This window comes from Frondihabitans sp. GW821-FHT04F02 (assembly GCF_059420045.1).
Genome location: NZ_JBWKSZ010000003.1, coordinates 499,866 through 518,102, shown reverse-complemented (window position 1 = coordinate 518,102; position 18,237 = coordinate 499,866). Strand labels below are relative to the sequence as shown.

Sequence of the window (18,237 nt, the reverse complement as noted above, 5' to 3'; positions counted from 1 at the left end):
CCCTGCGGGTGTGCGCGCTCACATGTGACGGCTCTGTAGCCGGGCGTGACGTTCGGTAGGCTTGACGGGTCAGCCTCTGTAGCTCAATGGAAGAGCAGTTCCGTCCTAAGGAAAGGGTTGGGGGTTCGAGTCCCTCCAGGGGCACTGTCTTACGGGCGCGCGTCTCGATCGCTCAGTCGTCGGGGTGAAGGCTCGTGTCTGCCGGCCCGGTCTGCCAACTGGTGAAATGGACAGTGAAGCCGGCTCGCGTCGGAGCGCAGCACATCGGCCCCGCGGTGACAGCGGCCTTAGGATCCAGAGGTGCCACGCGCACGAGCCGCCACGGCTCCTCGTCCGCACGGGCACGGATCGTCAGAGCGTCGCCGGAACGGCTGGCGCGGATGGTGACGAGCTTGCCCTGCCAGCCGGGCACCGTGGAGAGCGACCAGTCGGAGACACCGCGCGTCACGACCGCACCGAGGCTGTTCTGACCGTCGCTTCGTTCCACGCCGGCCTTGATCCAGGAAGTGTCGTCGACCTTGACGAAGACGCCGGCCTGGTCGAACTGGGCCGAGAAGTCGAGGCGGAACGACACCTCCATCGCGGTGCCCGGGGCGAACGGGGCGAGCAGGGCGTGCTCGGTGTCGTGCACGAACCCGTAGGACGTGATGCGCCAGGCATCACTCTCCTCGACGGCGGTCACGCGCATCCCGTCGCCAGTGATCTCCACGTTCACGGGCGAATTCGTCCAGGTACCCGAGGTCCAGTCGATGACGTTCATGGCACTGACTTTAGGGTGCGTGGGACGACCGGCGCTCCCGGTGCGGCGGTGCGAGCGTCTCGAGCGCAGACGCAGAACCGACGCGGCAGGAAGGACCGCGGCAAGCATCGCGGGGTAGCCGCTGACAGCCCCGTACCCGACTGACGCGAATGGGTCGAGCCGCTGCGACGCAGACGACCAGCTGATCTGCTGCAGCACCGCGAACAGCAGAGTCGCGCTGGATTTGAGGCCGGGCGCTGAGTAGCGTCAGTTCTGAGATGAGTGGAGTCCGGGAAGCGAAGAAGGCCGAGCGACGGCGCGAGATCCTCGAGTCCGCGGCGGAGGCCTTCACCGAGATGGGCTACCGGGGCACGACGATCGCGGGCATTGCCGACCGCATGGGTGCCCCGAAGTCGGCGATCGGCTATCACCACTTCGAGAGCAAGCACGAGATCGCAGTCGAGATCGTCGAGTACGCCCGATCCCGGTGGTGGTCTCTCATCGAGGTCGTCTCCGCTGGATCCGGGACGGGCCTCGAAAAGCTCTTGACGCTCCTCCTGTCGGCGGCCGTCGATGCTCGGAACAACGTTCTCGCTTCTGCGGCCGTCCGCCTCGCGGCCGACCAGCGGGTCAACGGATTCGCGCTGCCGCCGTCGGAGTTCAGCTGGAGGGGCATCGCCCACGACTTCGTCTGGCAAAGCCTGGAGTCCGGCGAGCTGCCCCGTGAGCACCCCGTCGAGAAGGTCGTCAGCGTCGTGCTGACGGGCAGCTACGGGGTGTTCGTGTCTGAGAATCAGGGCTTCGAGGACGTGCGTACCGACGAGCACCTGCGAGAGGTGTGGAGAACGATCCTTCCGTCTCTCGGGGTCAGAGACGCCGACAGCCTCGTCGATGGGCTCCAAGTGATCGCCATTGCGGAGTCGGCGCCCGGCGTCGCTCAATCGAAGCCGCGCACTGGCGGCGAGCAGGCCTCCTCGGAGGCATGAGACTCTCTCGGTACCACTCCGGCAGTCGATGGCGTCGCGCGCCTCAGGCCGTCTCGAGAGTGGCCCCCGGGGCGTCCCGGGGACCACGACCGCGACGACCGCCATCGGATCAGTGACACCGGTCGCCGCGGGTCCGCCCGGGAACCACCCTGGGCGCACTCACGGTAGTTCACGCGGCCCCTCGCGCGCTAGATTCGAAAGACGATCGTCTTATGAATTTCACGTCCCTCCGTCTGCGGCCCGCTGGCTTCCCGCTGGTTCGGCGGGCGCGTGCGGTCCTCTACGCTTTCCACCGTGACGACTGACGCGCAGACTCGTGACGCCCGATCGTCGAGGGCGGCGGTGGTCTTCAATCCTGCCAAAGTCAACACGCAGCGGCTTCGCGACCAGGTCGCTGCGCGCGAGAAGAGCCTGGGGTGGGGGCCGTCGACGTGGCACGAGACCTCGGCCGCGGATGACGGGCGCGGGGCGGCGCAGGACGCAGCCGCGCACCACCCCGACGTGGTCCTGGTCGCCGGCGGTGACGGTACCCTCCGTGTCGCGGCGGAGGAACTCGCACCCACGGGTATTCCGATTGCGCTGATCCCGGTCGGCACAGGCAACCTGTTCGCCCGGAACCTGCATCTGCCCTTGAACAACCTGCCGCTGGCGGTCCGGACCGCTTTCGAGGGAACAGACCGACGGGTCGACATCGGTGAGGCGACCCTGACGCTGGAGGACGGCGGCGTGCAGATCCATGCGTTCCTGGTGATGGCAGGGGTCGGGTTGGATGCCAATATGGCCGCCAACACGAACGCGCGGGTGAAGAAGCGGCTCGGGTGGGTGGCGTACTCGGACCCGATCGCGCGGTCGGTGTTCGGCAACCACCAGTTCACCCTGCGCTATCGCCTCGATGACCAGCCGGAGCAGGAGATGAAGGCGCACACCGTCATCGTCGGCAACTGCGGCACCCTGACAGCGGGACTGCTGCTGCTTCCGGACGCCGTCATAGACGACGGGATCTTGAACGCCGTCGCATTCCGACCCAAGGGCGGCGCCGGCTGGACCAAGATCGGCTACGGACTCGCGCTCAACAGGTTCTTCCACCGCACGCGCTTCGGACGGGTGCTCGATCTCTTCTTGCCGACGTCACGGACCCTCCGGTACACGTCGGGGCGGCGTCTGACGGTGAGGTTCGACGTTCCCGAGCAGATCCAGCTGGACGGCGACCCGTTCGGAAAGGTGAGCGGGGCCGTTCTCGAGGTCCGCCACCGGGGCCTCGCGATCCGCACCCCGTAGTCGGGCAGCGCATGACGCGCCGACGGGGTGCGGATCGCAGTGCGCCTTACTTCGCCGGCGCGGTGTCGATGCCGTAGACGGCGAACTCGTTGATCGAATAGCCGTGGTTCGACGACGCCGTGTCGCCGACGACACGGACGTACCGCGCCGTCGCCCCGACGGGGATCGACTGGTTGCGCTTGGTGACGTCGGTGTTCTGATAGATCTCGGTCCAGGTGGCGTTGTTCGTCGAGATCTGCACGCGCTCCGACTTCGCGTAGTCGTAGGCCCAGCGCAGCTCGACGCGGTCGAGGGAGTACTTCTTGCCCAGGTCGATCTTTATCCACTGCTTCGTGGGCGTCGGCTGGCTCCACCAGCTCGTGCCGAGCTTCCCGTCATTGACGAAATGCGCGGCCATCGTGGCATTCAGCTCGGACGACGCCGTCGCCGTCTTGTTCAGCGAGAGGCGGACGGGTGCCGGGGCGGCAGTTGCGGGTAGCGCGGCCCCGATCGTTGCGAGAGCGAGCCCGGCGAGGGCTGCGGTGGCGAGGGCGGTGCGGTGGCGGTTGAGCATGTCACTCCTAGTGGTTCGGTTGTGCTCAGCCTAGGAAGACCCTCTGACGTCAGCGTCCGCCTGCCGATGTATCCCCAGGAACACCCGTGAGCCCCCGGCCTCGTCCTTTTCATCCTCGCGATGTAATAACGCAGGAACTGCCTCGCCCCGCTGACGCCGGCGCACGTGCTTGCGATCGAGAGCCACCAGACGCTCTCGCGTCGCCGAAGCCGACGGCGGAACGAGACCCCCGTTGCGACAAGCACCGCCAGGTCGACGAGCCCCTCCACGATCGCTGTGACGTTGACGTATGAGTAGTCGCAGACGTTCGGATCGGAGGTGCGGATAACGCAGATGTTGAGCAGAGAGAAGGCCGCGCCCAGAGTGTCTGTCGTCAGGAAGAGCAAGACCAGACTCACGGTGACGGTCACCCCAGAGCCCACGGCGAAGATCAGCCAGGAGACCCAGCGGGTCGTGACTCTCGCCGCCGCGGGCGAGACGCGCCGCAAGACTGACTGGGATCTGCGCCCCGGTCCTAGCGGATCACGACCTGCCAAGCGCTGTCCTGATTTGCATCAAAGGCGTTGAATGTCACCTTCTCGACCTGGGTGCGCCCCGCCCGGGAGAGGTGAAGACGCTGCAACCCTTCGGCGCAGGAGAGTGACGAATAGACCTTGTTGGTGCTGAGGCTGCCGGCGACGGTCGTCAGCGTTCCGCTCATGGTGCCGCTGCCAAAGCAGGAGAAGTCGAAGCCGCCAATGTCGGTCGGTGTGGCATAGGTGATCGTGATCCCCTCATCCGTACCGGGTTCTGGATCCTGGGTCGTGATACCTGCAGACAGAGCACCGAGGCTCCCCCCGCCCCGAGCGACGGCCTCCTGCTGCGCGGTCCATTTGTCGAGGGCGGCTTGGTCGAGAGCGGGTTCTGCCGAGCACCCCGCCAGGAGGAGAACGCACGCTGCGGCAGAAATAAGCAGAGGGCAGGAAAAACGCACGGGCCCACTTTAGATGTCGGCACAGCTCGGCAAGGCGGCGACATTGGCGCACGTCGATTCGCTCCAGCCTCCGGGGCCGAAGGAGTCGTACGCGGTGGTCGATGCGACATCGACGCCCGAACGCGTCGCTCGAGCAAAAGTCGGGATCGGGTCGCCCTCGGTCGTGCGCGCGATCCACGTCAGGAAAGCCGCATCGCCCGCCCTCCTCGCGTCGGCCAGGCACTCGAGATTCTTCTCGGGAAGCGTGCGCCTCGAATCCAGTTCGGCCTCGCCGCAATCGATCCCGGTCGGTGTCCTGACCCACGCGGGGGCACCGGAGAGCTGGCGTGCCGATGCGACGGGGTCTGCGGGTTCGCGGCTGCACGCTGAGAGAATGGGCAAAATCGCGAGCGCGACTACAGCAGTGGCGGCGGTGAGGTGCTTCTTCACGAAGCAAGCATGGTTGAGACGCTCTCCGTCCGAGGTCTCGTTCGCGTAACACCTGATTCGGGCGGGCTCCTCGACAGGAGTTCCGGAAAGCGGGATCGGCGTTGCGCGCGGAGTACCGTGACCGAATGCGCATCTTCCTCACTTTCGCCGCTGCCGGCGTGGTACTAGCGGCTGGCCTGGTTCTTCAGTTCGCCATGGGAGGCGGTCCCGGTGTTCAGATCGTGGGCCAGGTGATGTTCTTCGTCGGGCTCGGAATCGCACTCTGGGGTGTGGACCTCATCCGGCGCTCGCGGCAGCGTTCCTGAGCGGGTCGTTCAGGGCAGGGTCTGTCGCTTGAGTGATCGGGATGACTTCCGGTAGTTGACGAGCGAGTACCCGAGGACGATGCCTCCGATGACGGCCACGACGAGTCCGATAATCGTCTGTCCGGAGCCTCCGGCGATCACACAGACGATGCAGGATCTGCGCCGCTGAACGGAGCACCCGCCTACCCTGGATCACATGACACCGACCCGCCGACGAGGCCTCTCGTACGAGTTCGTCGGAGACCTCTGGCGCTGGGAGGCTCGACGTGAGCTCTGGACGTTCGTGTCGCTCCCGCTCGATGCGAGTGACGAGATCGCGGCGATCGCCGGCGATCAGGCTGGCGGTTGGGGATCGCTCCGGGTCGACGCGCGCGTCGGTGCCACCGATTTCCGGACCTCGATCTTTCCGGGCGGTGAGGGCAGCGGCTACATGCTGCCCGTCAAGCGCGCTGTGCGGGAGGCCGAAGCGCTCGAGCTGGGCGCGCCCGTCTCGGCCACGGTCACGCTGATCGACTTCTAGGCCGCGATTCGACGGCCACCGACGGGCACGAGCGTCCCGACGCGAACCCGCTCGAGCATCGCGATCCCGACGGCAAGCAACGGTCCTAGCGAGCCGCCCCGAGGCCGGCGCCGCGACCGTTGCCAAGCCGTTACCCGGCCGATCGCGAGATCATGGTTAGCTCTCGACTCGAGGGGGGCGTCATGGGGTTCATTGCACGCACGATCTTCGTCATGGGAGCGACCATCGCGGTGGTCGTGACGGCCGGGTGCGGCGTTGTGACGAGCAGCGGCGCTGGATCGTGCGCGGCGAAGAAGATCGTTCTCGGTGACACCTCGCCGCACCCCGGCGCACGGCTGAGCGTCCGCGTCGACTGGATGACCGAGACGTGCGAAGACACCGGCGGCGTCAATCGCTCCGCGCGAGACATGCGCGTCACCATCACGCCGTCGAGCGGCAGTGATTACGCCCTCGGGACGATCGCGTCGACTTCAGGGCCGCGCTTCACAGCCGAGGGCGATTACGTGCTGCCCGATGACTTTCCTCTCGGCACGGCGACTCTAACCGTGGCGTCTCCCGTCGGGGACGAAGCCACCGCCACACGCGAAGTCGTCGTCACCGCCGAGTGACGTGGCTCCGCGTGAAGGCTAGGCGCCCGCCCCGCTCAGCTCCGCCCGCACGACGCCCGCCCCCGCCGCCAGCGCACTCATCTTCTCGAGCGAGACATCGCGCGCGAACGGGGCCATGCCGCAGTTCGTGCTGGGAATCAGCTTGTCGGCATCGACGAACTGCAGCGCTCGCCGCAGGGTGTCGGCCACCTCTTCAGGCGTCTCGACCTGGTCGCTCGCGACGTCGATCGCCCCGAGCATGACCTTCTTGCCGCGCAGCAGCTCGATCAGGTCCATGGGCACGTGCGAGTGGTGGCTCTCGAGCGAGACGACGTCGATCGAGGACTGCTGCAGCAGCGGGAACGACGTCTCGTACTGCCGCCACTCCGGCCCGAGGGTCGACTTCCAGTCGTTGTTCGCCTTGATCCCGTAGCCGTAGCAGATGTGGACGACCGTCTCGGCCTTCAACCCCTCGGCTGCCCGCTCGAGCGCCGCGATGCCCCAGTCGTGCACCTCATCGTGGAACACGTTGAACGCCGGCTCGTCGAACTGGATGACGTCGACCCCAGCCGCCTCGAGTTCCTGCGCTTCCTGATTGAGGATCGTCGCGAACTCCCACGCCAGCTTCTCGCGGCTCTTGTAGTGGCGGTCGTAGAGGGTGTCGATCATCGTCATCGGTCCCGGCAGCGCCCACTTGATCGGCTGATCCGTCTGCTGGCGCAGGAACTTCGCATCGTCGACGAACACGCCCTTCTCGCGACTCACCTCTCCGACGACGGTCGGAACGCTCGCGTCGTAGCGGTCGCGGATCCGCACGGTCTCGCGCTGCTCGAAGTCGACGCCGCTGAGGTGCTCGATGAAGGTGGTGACGAAGTGCTGGCGAGTCTGCTCGCCGTCGCTGATGATGTCGATGCCGCGGCGCAGCTGCTCGTGCGCGGCGATGCGGAGCGCGTCGAGCTTGCCCTCGGCCAGCGCGCTGCCCTCGAGGTTCCAGGGCGACCAGAGCTTCTCGGGCTCCGAGAGCCACGACGGCTTCGGGAGGCTGCCGACAAGGGCGGTGGGGAGCAGGGTGTTCACGTTCGGCGATCCTTCGGTGGGCAGGGCGGTCATCGGGCGGGGGTGGAGAAGTCGGCGGCCCAGCGCTCCAGCACGTCGCTGTGCGGCTTCACGAAGTGCTCTTCGGTGAACCTGCCCTGCGTGACCGCGAGCTGGTTGCGCTCGACGCGGTCGTACGAGATCTCGGTGCGCGAGTAGTCCTGCTGCTCAAGGCTCGGCCGGTAGACGGCAGGGGCAGCCGAGTTCGCGTTGTAGATCTCGGGCCGGTAGATCTTCTGGAACGTCTCCATCGTGCTGATCGTGCCGACGAGCTGCAGGGTGGAGAAGTCGTTCAGCAGATCGCCGCGGTGGTAGAACGCCAGCGGCGCGACTGCTCCCGGGGGCATGAAGTACCGCACGTTCAGGCCCATCCGGCCGAAGTACTCGTCGGTCATGGAGTAGTCGTCCTGGCGGTACTCGACGCCGAGCACCGGGTGCGAGTTCGCGGTGCGGGTGTAGGTCTTGCTCGTCGAGACGCTGATGCAGATGACCGGCGTCATCGGGTAGCGCTCCCGGTACACGGGGGAGTCGAGGAAGTGCTGGAACAGCTTGCCGTGCAGCACGCCGAAGTCGTCGGGGACGGTGAACTCGGTCGCACTCTTGTTGACAGCCGGGAGCCGAACGCTGAAGTCGAAGTCGCGGACGAACGACGAGAAGTTGTTGCCGACGATGCCCTGGTGGCGCACTCCGGTCTGCCGGTCGACGATGTGGATGTCGAGCACCTCGAGCAGCGGGAACACCTGGTCCTCGCCGGCGGCGGCGAACTGGAGCTCGACCGACACGATGTCGAGCTCGACGGTGTAGCGGTCGCCGGAGGGGTTGTCCCAGTGCGCGAGGTCGTTGAAGCGGCGGTCGATCATCGTCAGAGCGTTGCGGAGGTTCTGCTGACGGTGCTCGCCGCGGGCCAGGTTAGCGAAGTTCGTCGTGGCCCGCGAGCTCTCGGACGGCGCGTAGTCGTCGTCGAAGCGGGTGGTGGTGATGCTGAAGGTGAACTCGTTCGCCATGAGCGGCCAATCCGGAAGCTGTCGGCCGGGGGTGGCCTCGTGAATGTCGGTAGACCCATGGTGCAGGCATTCGTCGGGTATCAGGTAATTCGGCGCCGCTATGGTTTGCTATAGCCTTTGCCTATGGCAAGGCGTACGAGCGGCATCACCCTGCAGCAGCTCCAGTACTTCATCGAGGTCGCGTCAGAGGAATCGATCACAGCGGCGGCCGACGTCCTGTACGTCGCCCAGCCGACCATGTCGGCGGCGATGAAAGATCTCGAGGCGCGGGTGGGCCGGGCCCTTCTGGTGCGGAGCGCGCGCGGCGTAACTCTGACGACCGATGGGGCGGAGTTCCTGGGCTATGCCAGACAGGTCGTCGAGCAGGTCGCTCTGCTCGAGCAGCGCTATCTGGGCAGGCCGCCGCAGCGCCGCCTGCTCGGGGTGTCGGCCCAGCACTACTCGTTCGCCGTCGACGCGTTCGTGCAGATGGTCAAGGGCACCGAGGCTCCCGAGTACGAGTTCTCGCTCCGAGAGACCCGAACGTTCGACATCATCGAAGACGTGCGGACGCTCCGCAGCGAGCTCGGGATCCTCTATCGCAACGACTTCAACCGCAACGTCATCGACAAGCTGCTGCGCGACTCGGGGCTGGTCTTCCACCCGCTGTTCGCCGCCGAGCCGCACATCTTCGTCTCGCGCAAGAACCCGCTGGCATCGCAGGATCGCGCGACCCTCGCCGACCTCGCCGATCTGCCGCGCCTGACCTTCGACCAGGGCTCGAACAACTCCTTCTACTTCGCCGAGGAGATCCTGTCGACGCTGTCGAGCAAGCGCGAGATCCGGGTCTCCGACCGCGCGACGATCTTCAACCTCATGATCGGCCTCAACGGCTACACGATCTCGACCGGCATCGTCAGCGACGACCTCGACCCCGAGATCGTGGCCGTGCCGCTCGACGTCGACGAGCGCATCGTGATCGGGTGGATCGGGCACTCCGCGATCCCGCTGACCGAGCTGGCGCTGCGGTACCTCGTGGAGGTGCGGGCCGTCGTCGCGGGGTTCGGGGTGGCGCTGCTGGGGTAGGGCGTCGTCCTTAACAAAGGACACCCCTTCGCTAGTCAAGGATCGGGCGCAGGAATTGCGTCGCGCAATAGGAGAACCACCTCTTCGGCGCACCCCCACAAGGACGACCCCGCCCCGAGTCCTTGCGAACCCGCGTAGTCGATGGTCCGCAGTCGTCCGAGCCGCGCTGCTTGCGTCGGCGGATCGCGGGCCGTTCGACTGAAGACGACCACTGGTCGAGCCTTCGTCGTGGCCTCTCGCGATCCTGCAACGGCCGATAAAGCCTGTCGGGCGCTATCGAGTCGCGAGCCGCACCTCCGTGTCGGTTGACCGAGCTGGCGCTGCGGTACCTCGCGGAGGTGCGAACCGCCGCAGGCGCCGCCGCCGACATGTACGGCCCCTACACGAACGAGCGGCTGCTCGGCCGCGCGCTGCAGGGCAAGCGCGACGGCGTCGTCGTGGCGACGAAGTTCGGCAACGTGACCGACCCCGAGGTCCGCAAGAACCGGCCCATCGACGGGAGGCCCGACTACGTGAAGAAGTCGGTCGAGGGGTCGCTCGAGCGCCTCGGAATCGACTACATCGACCTCTACTACCAGCACCGCGTCGACACCCGCGTGCCGATCGAGGACACCGTCGGCGCCATGGCCGAGCTCGTCGCGGAAGGCAAGGTGCGTCACCTGGGACTCTCCGAGGCGGCGCCGGCGACGATCCGACGCGCTCACGCGGTGCACCCGATCACGGCGCTGCAGACCGAGTACTCCCTGTGGTCGCGCGAGCCCGAGGACGAGATCCTGCCCACGGTCCGCGAGCTCGGAATCGGCTTCGTGCCGTACTCGCCGCTCGGCCGGGGCTTCCTGACGGGGCGCATCCGCACCGTCGACGACCTCGACGACGACGACTTCCGCCGCTTCAACCCGCGCTTCCAGGGCGACAACCTGCAGGGCAGCATCGCCATCGTCGAGGCCGTCGACACGATCGCGCAGGATCACGGGGCCGCCCCGGGCCAGATCGCCCTCGCGCGGCTCCTCTCGAAGGGCACCGACATCGCCCCCATCCCCGGCACGAAGCGCCTGCCCTACCACCTTCGGGCGGTGAGGGGTCGCTGGTTGCTCAGGGCGGTCTCCGCGACGACAACCAGCGACCCCTCACCGGTTGTGGGGGCGGGGGGCGCACGCCTGGGGTCGAGCTAGGCGAGAGGGCTGGACCGCGAATCAGGTGCGGTCCAGCCCCGCCTACGCGAGGTTGACGGGGTCTGGGCCAACGACTCGTCCGACGCGGATGGCATCGGGAGACACCGATCAGATTACGTCGAGGATTTCCGACTCGTCCAGCGTCCATAAGGGCGCTATGCGTTTTCCGGCCAGGCGGCGGGGCTCCTGAACTCCCAGGCGATTAACCGGAGGAGGGCTACCACTTCCCCAAGCGGAGGATTACTATCGTTTATGTCGCCGCAATCGAGTGGCGGCGATCGACGAAAGGAATCCGCATGCAGAAGCGCACCCTCGGCACCCAGGGGCTCGAGGCCGCCGCCATCGGCTACGGCGCGATGGGAATCACCTCCGCTTACGGGGCCGCCGACGAGGCTGGCGGCATCGCAGCGATTCGCCGAGCTCACGACCTGGGCGTCACGATGTTCGACACTGCGGAGCTCTACGGCATGGGCACCGGCTCGAACGAGGAGATCGTCGGCCGCGCCATCGCGCCGTTCCGCGACGAGGTCGTCGTCGCCACCAAGTTCGGCTGGGTCATGCCGCTCAACCCGGAGAAGCTCTACGACAGCCGCCCCGCGAACATCCGGAAGGTCGCCGAGAACAGCCTGAAGTACCTCGGAGTGGACGTGCTCGACGTCTTCTACCAGCACCGCGTCGACCCCGACGTGCCGATCGAGGACGTCGCGGGAACCGTCGCCGAGCTCGTCGCGGAGGGCAAGGTGAAGTACTTCGGCCTCTCGGAGGCTGCTCCCGACACCATCCGACGCGCGCACGCCGTGCACCCGGTCTCGGTGCTCCAGAGCGAGTTCTCGATCTTCGAGCGCGCCACGGCGGCCGAGGTGCTGCCCACGGTGCGAGAGCTCGGCATCGGTTTCGTGGCGTACTCGCCGCTCGGCCGCGGGTTCCTGACCGGCGACGTGCGCCCCGCGTCGGAGTACGCCGCCGACGACATGCGCAGCACCGATCCGCGCTGGCAGCCCGGCGACTACGAGAAGAACCTCGCCGCGATCGACGCTCTTCGCGACCTCGCCTCGTCGAAGGACGCCACCGTCACGCAGCTCGCGCTCGCGTGGCTGCTCGCCCAGGGCGACGACATCGTGCCGATCCCGGGAACGCGGAGCGTCGCGCGCGTCGAGGAGAACTCCGCCGCGGCCGACCTCGCACTCACCCAGGCCGACCTCGCTCGAATCGACGAGATCGTCCCCGACGGCGCCTTCGGGGCGCGCTACGTCGACTTCGTGATGCCGGTCGGCTGAGGCTCTGCTCGCTCGCCCTACTCTGAGAGGGTGACCATCGCCGAGCTCGAGCAGTTCCGCGCACCGCGGCCCCGACGGGCCGACGGCGCGCGGAACTTCGACGCCATCGTGCTGGCCGCCCGGGCCGCGTTCCGCCGCGACGGCGCCGACGTCGCGCTCGAGGCGATCGCGGATGCCGCCGGGGTGGGGATCGCCACGCTGTACCGCAACTTCCCGACCCGCGAGTCGCTGATCCAGCACCTCTACATCGACGAGATCGAGTCGATCGTGGCCGACGCCCAGGCGGTCGAGGGACTCGAGCCGTGGCCCGCGCTCCTGGCCTGGATGCATCGCTTCGCCGACCGCATCGGCGCCAAGAACGCGCTGGCGACGACCCTCGACCCGAGCGGCGACGTGTACGAGGCCTGCACTCGCACGATCATCGCGACCGCCCTGCCGATCGTCGAGCGGGCCCGGGCGGCCGGCGAGCTCGACCCGGGCATCAGCGAATCCGACCTCACCCGCGGTGTCTACGGCATCGCGACGATGCCCGTCGACAGCGAGACGCAGCGGCACCGAGTGCTCGACGCGCTGATGGCGGGCATGCGGCGGGGCTGACGTATCCGGCTGACGAACCCGAAAGTGAGTACCGTCGAACATCCTGCCGTTCGAAGGAGAGCTCATGAAAGTCGTCATCACCGGATCCCGTGGCAAAGTCGGCCGAGCGACGGTGGAAGCATTCGTCGCGGCAGGCCATGACGTGCTGGGCGTCGACCTCGTCCGCCCCGTCTTCGACGCCGGCGTGGTCGTGCCGGGGCGCTATGTGATGGCCGACCTCACCGACGCCGGCGCGGCCTACTCCGTCGTGGCCGGGGCCGACGTCGTCGTGCACGTCGCCGCCATCCCGCAGCCGACGGCGCACCCGCCGCACGTGGTGCTCCAGACCAACGTGATGTCGACCTTCAACCTCGTCGAGGCGGCCGTCCGCTTCGGGGTGAAGCGGTTCGTCAACGTCTCCAGCGAGAGCATCGTCGGCAACTTCTTCCCCGAGCGTCCGTTCCTCCCCGACTACGTGCCGGTCGACGAGGAGCACCCGCTCTACCCGCAGGACCCCTACGCGCTCTCCAAGCTGTTCGGCGAGCAGATGATGGACGCCGCCGTCCGCCGCTCCGATCTGCGAGCGATCTCGATCCGTCCGAGCACGGTGCACAACGCCGACAACTACGAGTCGAACCTCGGACCACAGGTCCGCGAGGCGTCGAGCACGAGCGCCAACTTCGGCAGCTACATCGACGCCGACGACCTCGCCGACGCCCTGCTGCTGGCGGCCGAGTCGGAGCTTCCCGGGCACGAGGTGTTCTACATCGCGGCGCCCGACAACGCGGGTGGTCACGACTTCGCGCAGTTCCTGCGCCAGAACCACGGCGAGAGCATCGAACTGCGGTCGCTCTCTCGAGTGGACGCCTCGGGGATCGACACGTCGAAGGCGCGACGCCTGCTGGGCTGGGAGGCGAAGAGGTCGTGGCGGGACTACCTCAACGCCGACGGGCGCTCTCTCGAGAAGGCGCCTGCGTCGGACTAGCCTGCATCGGACTAGCCAGGGACCCGCATCGACCGGTGCACCGCCTCGAGGTGGCTGCGCATGGCCAGCTCGGCCGCGTCGGCGTCGTGATCGGAGACGGCGCGGACGATCGCTGCGTGGCCGCGGATGCACTCGGCTCGCGTCTCGACCGTCGTGTGGGCGAGCAGGCGAGTCTCGCGCGTGCGCTCGGAGGCGAGGCCGCTGATGCCGACCATGAAGTTGTTCCGGGTGACACGGGCGAGCGTGTAGTGGAAGTCGACGTCGAGATCGAGTGACGCCTCGGGGGCGAGGTGCTCGCTGCTGCGGCCGAGGATCGACTCGAGCTGGAGCACGTCGGCCGCGGTCGCCCGCTCGGCTGCGAGACGCGCGACGCCGGGCTCGACGAGGTTCTCGACCTCGATGACGTGCTGGATCCGGTCTTCGATCGGGTGCAGGCGCTCCTGGACGGCCAGCGACTCCATGTCGAGGGGCAGGACGCGCGACGCCTTGCCGTGGTGGCGCTCGATGAGGTGCTTGCCCTCGAGCTCCTGAAGCGCGTCGCGCAGAGAGGTTCGGGAGACGCCCAGCGACACCGCCATCTCGCGCTCGGCCGGCAGGACCGAGCCCGGGGGGTAGGTGTCGTTGAGGATCTGCTGCTCGAGGTGCGCGGCGAGCTCGGAGCCGAGCGGCCGCGATCGACGCCGGAACTCGACGAGCTCATCGTTACTCATGCCGAACGCGCCTCTCCGTGGTTGCCGACAACTCTATGGGGCCGAGCGTACAACCCGGGTGGACGCGCAACTGGTTTGTTTCGGGCATGTTAGGGGTGCGTGAAAACCGCGAGAAATGGCGGTTTTAACCGTCGAATCCTCATTACAGTCGCAACACGTCCACTGGTCCAACCAGTTGAGCCAGGTGAATTCGGACGACACCCCGACAGAGGATCGACATGGTTGCTCTTGCTCCTCCCCGCTCCCGCCCCGCACCCGGGCGCGCCATCCGCCTCGGCCGCGCCGTCCGCGGCCCCGTGCTCCGCATCATCGGGGCGTTCGTCGTGATCGTCGCGATCGTGTCGATCACGTTCCTGGTGTCACGCGTCTTCACGGCGGATCCGATCAACCTGTTCGTCGGCGACTCGGCCACCGAGGCCACCCGTCAGCAGGCTCGCGCTCAGCTCGGCCTCGATGCCCCGCTGATCGTGCAGTACCTCCGCTTCCTCGGCGGTCTCGCCACCGGCAACTTCGGCACGTCGTACCTCTCGGGTGAGGCTGTCGGCCCGGAGCTCTTCGGCCGGCTTCCCGCGACGGTCGAGCTCGGCCTCTACGCCGTGATCGTCGGCCTCGTGTTCGGCATCATCGTCGGGGTCGCCGCGGCCGTCTTCCGCGGGACCGTCCTCGACGCCGTGCTCCGCTTCTTCACGACCGGCACTCTCGCCCTCCCGCAGTTCTGGATCGGCCTCATGCTGCTCTGGATCTTCTTCGTCAACCTGCACCTGCTGCCCGGGCCGACCGGCCGCCTGCCGATCGGCATGGAGTCGCCGCCGACGATCACCGGCCTCTACGTTCCCGATGCGCTCCTGCGCGGCGACTTCGCGACGGCGATGGCCGCGGTCAAGCAGCTCGTCCTGCCCGTGATCACCCTCTCGGTCGGCAGCTTCGGCCCGGTCGCCCGGCAGGTCCGGTCGGCGATGGTCGAGTCGCTCGACTCCGAGTACGTGCGCACGGCCAAGGCCATGGGCATCTCGCGGCCGCGCATCTGGTTCGGCTACGCGCTCAAGCCCGGACTCCTCTCCGTGCTGACGATCGGCGCCGGCCTCATCGGCTGGACGCTCGCCGGATCGGTCCTGGTCGAGGGCATCTTCGGCTGGCCCGGAATCGGGCAGCTCGCCATCACGGCCATCCAGTCGTCCGACTACCCCGTCATCCAGGGCTTCGTGCTCTACGTGGCGACCCTGTACGTCGTGATCTGGGCACTGCTCGAACTCGTCTACGTCCGTGTCGACCCCCGGAGGAGCGCATGACCGCCCCGACCATCGGCCTCCCACGGCTGATCAGACCCTCGCGAACCCGCCTCGGCGCCGCCGGCAGATCGTGGGCCCTGTGGACCGGTGCCTCGCTCCTGGCCCTGCTGATCCTGACCGCCATCGTGGCGACCTTCTGGACGCCCTACCCGCCCACCGCCTCGGGCGTCGGCCTCCTCCAGGACGCCCCGAGCCTCGCCCACCCGTTCGGCACCGACGGCCTCGGCAGCGACGTGCTCTCGCGCACCATGGCCGCCGCCAAGACTGACGTCAGCATCACCGTGCTCGTCGTGCTCATGGCCCTCGTCGTCGGCACCGTCTGGGGCAGCCTCGCCGGCTTCTTCGGCGGCGCGTTCGACTACATCACCATGCGGATCCTCGAGCTGCTCAACTCGTTCCCGTCGCTCCTGCTGGCGGTCCTGGTGATCGCGGTCGCAGGATCCGGCATCGCCAACGTCATCTTCGTCGTCGCCGTGCTGCCCCTGCCCGACTACGTCCGCCTCGCCCGCGCCGAGATCCGCTCGAAGAAGGAGTACCAGTTCGCCGAGGCCGCCCGCCTCGTCGGGCGCGGTCCGTTCGGAGTCCTCTTCGCCCACCTCGTGCCGAACAGCCTCCGGCCGCTCCTCACCTACGCGTCGGTCAACGCCTCCTACGTCGCCTCGACGGTCGGCGCGCTGGGCTTCCTCGGCCTGGGCATCCAGCCGGGCTCGGCCGAGTGGGGCTCGATGATCGCCCAGGGGCAGGATGCCATCCTCTCCGGCCAGTGGTGGATCTCGGGGTTCCCGGGCCTCGCGATCTTCCTGCTCGCGGCCGCCTTCCATCTCATCTCGGACGCCATCGCCGATCTCCGCGACCAGGGGAGCGCCGCATGAGCGCCGCACTGCTCGAGGTCGACGGCTTCACCGGCGGGTTTGAGAACCAGCCCGGCCGCATCGACCCGGTGCTCCACGGCGTCAGCTTCTCGGTGCCGGCGGGGTCGTCCACGGCGATCGTGGGGGAATCAGGATCCGGCAAGTCCATCACCGCCCTGTCGATCATGGGCCTCGCACCCGGTCGCTTCCGCCGCACCGCAGGATCCATCCGCTACGCCGGACAGGACCTCACCGCCATGACCGAGCCCGAGCTCCGCAGCATCCGCGGCCGCGAGATCAGCATCGTCTTCCAGGATGCCCGCAGCTCGCTCAACCCGGTCTTCACCGTCGGCACGCAGATCGCCGACGTCTGCCGGACCAACCGAGGGGTCACCCGCCGCGAGGCTCGGAAGCTCACGCTCGAGATGCTCGACCTGGTGCGCGTGCCGGAGTCGCGGCGCCGCATGGACCAGTACCCGCACGAGTTCTCGGGCGGAATGGCCCAGCGCGCGATGCTCGCCATGGCGCTCATCAGCCAGCCGAAGCTGCTGATCCTCGACGAGCCGACCACCGGCCTCGACGTGACGATCCAGGCCGACGTGCTCGACCTCATCGTCGACATCAAGGCCGAGACCGGCATGACGACCTGCCTCATCACCCACGATCTTGGTGTCGTCGCCGAGACGTGCGACCGCGTCGTCGTCATGCGCGGCGGCGAGGTCAAGGAGATCGGCTCGTGCGAGCAGATCATCAACGCCCCGACCGACCCCTACACGCAGCAGCTCGTCGCCGACAGCAGGATGGTGGAGAACCGATGACGCCCACGAAGCAGGCCCCCTCGGCCGAGCGGGCGCCCATCGCGCTCGATGTCTCATCGCTCCGCAAGGAGTACCGCGTCCGCGGGGCCGGCCGCCACGTCACCCTGACCGCCGTCGACGACGTCAGCTTCCAGATCCGCCCCGGCGAGACCCTCGCGCTCGTGGGCGAGTCGGGATCGGGCAAGTCGACGATCGCTCGCTGCGTGACCCGCCTCGTCGAGCCGACCGCCGGATCCGTCCACATCGACGGCAAGCCGATCATCGGGATCTCCGCGCGTCAGCTGTCGGCCTCGTACTCCGACCTGCAGATGGTGTTCCAGGATCCGACCTCGTCGCTCGACCCGCGCATGACGGTCGCCGCCACCCTCGACGAGCCCCTCCGGCTCCACACCCGCCTCGACAAGGAGGGGCGTCGCGCTCGCGTCGCGCAGCTCCTCGCCGACGTCGAGCTCGACGAGTCGTACCTCGACCGCCGCCCGCGCCAGCTCAGCGGCGGGCAGCGCCAGCGCCTCTCGATCGCCCGGGCCCTCGCCGCCGAGCCCAAGGTGATCCTGCTCGACGAGCCGACGGCGTCGCTCGACGTGTCGGTGCGGGGCCAGATCATCCGGCTCCTGAAGCGGCTTCAGCAGGAGCACGGCCTGGCCTACCTCTTCATCAGCCACGATCTCGGTGTCGTCCGCCAGATGTCCGACCGCGTCATGGTCATGTACCTCGGCGGCATCGTGGAGCAGGGGTCGACCGAGGAGGTCTTCGAGAACCCGGTCCACCCGTACACGAAGGCGCTGCTCTCGGCCGCACCCGTCGTCGAGTACGGCCGCGAGCACGATCGCCTGCGGCTCACCGGCGAGATCCCCAGCCCGATGAAGGTGCCCGCAGGATGCCGCCTCGTCGGACGCTGCCCGATCGCCGAGGCGGCCTGCGCGCTCAAGCGGCCCGACCTCATGCTCGTGACCGAGACGCACGCCGTCGCGTGCCCGGTGTCCGCGCCGGACGCCGCTCCGGTGCTCGCCGTCCCGGTCCCCTGA

Annotated in this window: 21 protein-coding genes and 1 tRNA gene; 15 read left to right on the top strand and 7 right to left on the bottom strand. The window is 67.9% G+C overall.

The genetic code is table 11. From position 1 onward, the window contains the following. The first annotated feature begins 72 nt into the window (after positions 1 to 72). A tRNA-Arg gene (locus AC07TY_RS11245) sits at positions 73 to 144 on the top strand. Between the two features lie 28 nt (positions 145 to 172). Here AC07TY_RS11245 and AC07TY_RS11240 read toward each other — a convergent pair. Beyond that, on the bottom strand, positions 173 to 760 hold the full coding sequence (locus tag AC07TY_RS11240; RefSeq protein ID WP_494785404.1) for a DUF1349 domain-containing protein: 588 nt from the start codon (positions 758 to 760) through the stop codon (positions 173 to 175). Positions 761 to 1,017: 257 nt separating this feature from the next. On the opposite strand from AC07TY_RS11240, the gene AC07TY_RS11235 reads away from it, so the two are divergent. Next, a complete protein-coding gene (locus AC07TY_RS11235; protein WP_494785403.1) occupies positions 1,018 to 1,725 on the top strand; it encodes a TetR family transcriptional regulator in 708 nt (235 codons plus the stop codon). 294 nt (positions 1,726 to 2,019) lie between these two features. Continuing rightward, positions 2,020 to 3,003, top strand: coding sequence for a diacylglycerol/lipid kinase family protein (locus AC07TY_RS11230; protein WP_494785402.1), 984 nt, complete (start codon positions 2,020 to 2,022; stop codon positions 3,001 to 3,003). 46 nt (positions 3,004 to 3,049) lie between these two features. On the opposite strand, the gene AC07TY_RS11225 is transcribed toward AC07TY_RS11230, so the two are convergent. The 3 genes from AC07TY_RS11225 to AC07TY_RS11215 all read right to left on the bottom strand — a co-directional run bounded on the left by AC07TY_RS11225 (position 3,050) and on the right by AC07TY_RS11215 (position 4,958). Beyond that, positions 3,050 to 3,556: a discoidin domain-containing protein gene (locus tag AC07TY_RS11225; protein ID WP_494785401.1), complete on the bottom strand. Its 507-nt coding sequence runs from the start codon at positions 3,554 to 3,556 to the stop codon at positions 3,050 to 3,052. A 514-nt stretch (positions 3,557 to 4,070) separates the two neighbouring features. Further along, positions 4,071 to 4,529 carry a hypothetical protein gene (locus tag AC07TY_RS11220; protein ID WP_494785400.1) on the bottom strand — a complete coding sequence of 153 codons (459 nt, stop codon included), beginning with the start codon at positions 4,527 to 4,529 and terminating at the stop codon, positions 4,071 to 4,073. Between the two features lie 9 nt (positions 4,530 to 4,538). Then, entirely contained in the window at positions 4,539 to 4,958 is a 420-nt protein-coding gene (locus AC07TY_RS11215; protein WP_123506441.1) for a hypothetical protein, read from the bottom strand. 125 nt (positions 4,959 to 5,083) lie between these two features. Between AC07TY_RS11215 and AC07TY_RS11210 the strand changes: the two genes are divergently transcribed. The 3 genes from AC07TY_RS11210 (at position 5,084) to AC07TY_RS11200 (ending at position 6,391) form a co-directional block, all read left to right on the top strand. Further along, complete coding sequence (locus tag AC07TY_RS11210) at positions 5,084 to 5,263, top strand: hypothetical protein (RefSeq protein ID WP_494785399.1); 180 nt, start codon at positions 5,084 to 5,086, stop codon at positions 5,261 to 5,263. Between the two features lie 196 nt (positions 5,264 to 5,459). Then, positions 5,460 to 5,783, top strand: a complete 324-nt coding sequence (locus tag AC07TY_RS11205) for a DUF1905 domain-containing protein (protein WP_494785398.1) — start codon at positions 5,460 to 5,462, stop codon at positions 5,781 to 5,783. Between the two features lie 182 nt (positions 5,784 to 5,965). Further along, on the top strand, positions 5,966 to 6,391 hold the full coding sequence (locus tag AC07TY_RS11200) for a hypothetical protein (protein WP_494785397.1): 426 nt from the start codon (positions 5,966 to 5,968) through the stop codon (positions 6,389 to 6,391). 18 nt (positions 6,392 to 6,409) lie between these two features. On the opposite strand, the gene AC07TY_RS11195 is transcribed toward AC07TY_RS11200, so the two are convergent. Next, a complete protein-coding gene (locus tag AC07TY_RS11195; RefSeq protein ID WP_494785396.1) occupies positions 6,410 to 7,447 on the bottom strand; it encodes a methionine synthase in 1,038 nt (345 codons plus the stop codon). A 29-nt stretch (positions 7,448 to 7,476) separates the two neighbouring features. Continuing rightward, positions 7,477 to 8,469 carry a DUF1852 domain-containing protein gene (locus tag AC07TY_RS11190; protein ID WP_494785395.1) on the bottom strand — a complete coding sequence of 331 codons (993 nt, stop codon included), beginning with the start codon at positions 8,467 to 8,469 and terminating at the stop codon, positions 7,477 to 7,479. 123 nt (positions 8,470 to 8,592) lie between these two features. Between AC07TY_RS11190 and AC07TY_RS11185 the strand changes: the two genes are divergently transcribed. The 5 genes from AC07TY_RS11185 (at position 8,593) to AC07TY_RS11165 (ending at position 13,544) form a co-directional block, all read left to right on the top strand. Continuing rightward, complete coding sequence (locus AC07TY_RS11185; protein WP_494785394.1) at positions 8,593 to 9,534, top strand: LysR family transcriptional regulator; 942 nt, start codon at positions 8,593 to 8,595, stop codon at positions 9,532 to 9,534. Positions 9,535 to 9,902: 368 nt separating this feature from the next. Continuing rightward, the gene (locus tag AC07TY_RS11180; RefSeq protein WP_494785437.1) at positions 9,903 to 10,706 is read left to right on the top strand and encodes an aldo/keto reductase; all 804 of its coding nucleotides are present in this window, start codon (positions 9,903 to 9,905) and stop codon (positions 10,704 to 10,706) included. Between the two features lie 296 nt (positions 10,707 to 11,002). Then, the gene (locus AC07TY_RS11175) at positions 11,003 to 11,983 is read left to right on the top strand and encodes an aldo/keto reductase (RefSeq protein ID WP_494785393.1); all 981 of its coding nucleotides are present in this window, start codon (positions 11,003 to 11,005) and stop codon (positions 11,981 to 11,983) included. A gap of 30 nt (positions 11,984 to 12,013) precedes the next feature. Beyond that, the gene (locus AC07TY_RS11170; protein WP_123506433.1) at positions 12,014 to 12,580 is read left to right on the top strand and encodes a TetR/AcrR family transcriptional regulator; all 567 of its coding nucleotides are present in this window, start codon (positions 12,014 to 12,016) and stop codon (positions 12,578 to 12,580) included. Between the two features lie 64 nt (positions 12,581 to 12,644). Next, positions 12,645 to 13,544 carry an NAD-dependent epimerase/dehydratase family protein gene (locus tag AC07TY_RS11165; protein ID WP_494785392.1) on the top strand — a complete coding sequence of 300 codons (900 nt, stop codon included), beginning with the start codon at positions 12,645 to 12,647 and terminating at the stop codon, positions 13,542 to 13,544. Between the two features lie 11 nt (positions 13,545 to 13,555). On the opposite strand, the gene AC07TY_RS11160 is transcribed toward AC07TY_RS11165, so the two are convergent. Next, complete coding sequence (locus tag AC07TY_RS11160; protein ID WP_488625534.1) at positions 13,556 to 14,254, bottom strand: FadR/GntR family transcriptional regulator; 699 nt, start codon at positions 14,252 to 14,254, stop codon at positions 13,556 to 13,558. 218 nt (positions 14,255 to 14,472) lie between these two features. On the opposite strand from AC07TY_RS11160, the gene AC07TY_RS11155 reads away from it, so the two are divergent. From AC07TY_RS11155 to AC07TY_RS11140, 4 genes are read left to right on the top strand one after another with little or no spacing between them, the layout of a single operon-like run. Beyond that, the gene (locus AC07TY_RS11155) at positions 14,473 to 15,543 is read left to right on the top strand and encodes an ABC transporter permease (RefSeq protein ID WP_494785391.1); all 1,071 of its coding nucleotides are present in this window, start codon (positions 14,473 to 14,475) and stop codon (positions 15,541 to 15,543) included. Continuing rightward, positions 15,540 to 16,415 (top strand): ABC transporter permease, encoded by an 876-nt coding sequence (locus AC07TY_RS11150; protein ID WP_123506429.1) that lies wholly within the window; start codon positions 15,540 to 15,542, stop codon positions 16,413 to 16,415. Before AC07TY_RS11155 ends, AC07TY_RS11150 begins: the two co-directional genes overlap by 4 nt. Further along, positions 16,412 to 17,212, top strand: a complete 801-nt coding sequence (locus tag AC07TY_RS11145) for an ABC transporter ATP-binding protein (RefSeq protein ID WP_123506428.1) — start codon at positions 16,412 to 16,414, stop codon at positions 17,210 to 17,212. Before AC07TY_RS11150 ends, AC07TY_RS11145 begins: the two co-directional genes overlap by 4 nt. Continuing rightward, positions 17,209 to 18,237, top strand: a complete 1,029-nt coding sequence (locus AC07TY_RS11140) for an ABC transporter ATP-binding protein (protein ID WP_494785390.1) — start codon at positions 17,209 to 17,211, stop codon at positions 18,235 to 18,237. Before AC07TY_RS11145 ends, AC07TY_RS11140 begins: the two co-directional genes overlap by 4 nt.

Bases quoted from the DNA above. Each gene is read 5' to 3' on its own strand.
- AC07TY_RS11185 (WP_494785394.1), top strand. From the start codon at position 8,593: ATGGCAAGGCGTACGAGCGGCATCACCCTGCAGCAGCTCCAGTACTTC.
- AC07TY_RS11200 (WP_494785397.1), top strand. From the start codon at position 5,966: ATGGGGTTCATTGCACGCACGATCTTCGTCATGGGAGCGACCATCGCG.
- AC07TY_RS11180 (WP_494785437.1), top strand. From the start codon at position 9,903: ATGTACGGCCCCTACACGAACGAGCGGCTGCTCGGCCGCGCGCTGCAG.
- AC07TY_RS11225 (WP_494785401.1), bottom strand. From the start codon at position 3,556: ATGCTCAACCGCCACCGCACCGCCCTCGCCACCGCAGCCCTCGCCGGG.
- AC07TY_RS11175 (WP_494785393.1), top strand. From the start codon at position 11,003: ATGCAGAAGCGCACCCTCGGCACCCAGGGGCTCGAGGCCGCCGCCATC.
- AC07TY_RS11145 (WP_123506428.1), top strand. From the start codon at position 16,412: ATGAGCGCCGCACTGCTCGAGGTCGACGGCTTCACCGGCGGGTTTGAG.
- AC07TY_RS11155 (WP_494785391.1), top strand. From the start codon at position 14,473: ATGGTTGCTCTTGCTCCTCCCCGCTCCCGCCCCGCACCCGGGCGCGCC.
- AC07TY_RS11210 (WP_494785399.1), top strand. From the start codon at position 5,084: ATGCGCATCTTCCTCACTTTCGCCGCTGCCGGCGTGGTACTAGCGGCT.
- AC07TY_RS11205 (WP_494785398.1), top strand. From the start codon at position 5,460: ATGACACCGACCCGCCGACGAGGCCTCTCGTACGAGTTCGTCGGAGAC.
- AC07TY_RS11165 (WP_494785392.1), top strand. From the start codon at position 12,645: ATGAAAGTCGTCATCACCGGATCCCGTGGCAAAGTCGGCCGAGCGACG.
- AC07TY_RS11235 (WP_494785403.1), top strand. From the start codon at position 1,018: ATGAGTGGAGTCCGGGAAGCGAAGAAGGCCGAGCGACGGCGCGAGATC.
- AC07TY_RS11150 (WP_123506429.1), top strand. From the start codon at position 15,540: ATGACCGCCCCGACCATCGGCCTCCCACGGCTGATCAGACCCTCGCGA.
- AC07TY_RS11190 (WP_494785395.1), bottom strand. From the start codon at position 8,469: ATGGCGAACGAGTTCACCTTCAGCATCACCACCACCCGCTTCGACGAC.
- AC07TY_RS11160 (WP_488625534.1), bottom strand. From the start codon at position 14,254: ATGAGTAACGATGAGCTCGTCGAGTTCCGGCGTCGATCGCGGCCGCTC.
- AC07TY_RS11140 (WP_494785390.1), top strand. From the start codon at position 17,209: ATGACGCCCACGAAGCAGGCCCCCTCGGCCGAGCGGGCGCCCATCGCG.
- AC07TY_RS11240 (WP_494785404.1), bottom strand. From the start codon at position 760: ATGAACGTCATCGACTGGACCTCGGGTACCTGGACGAATTCGCCCGTG.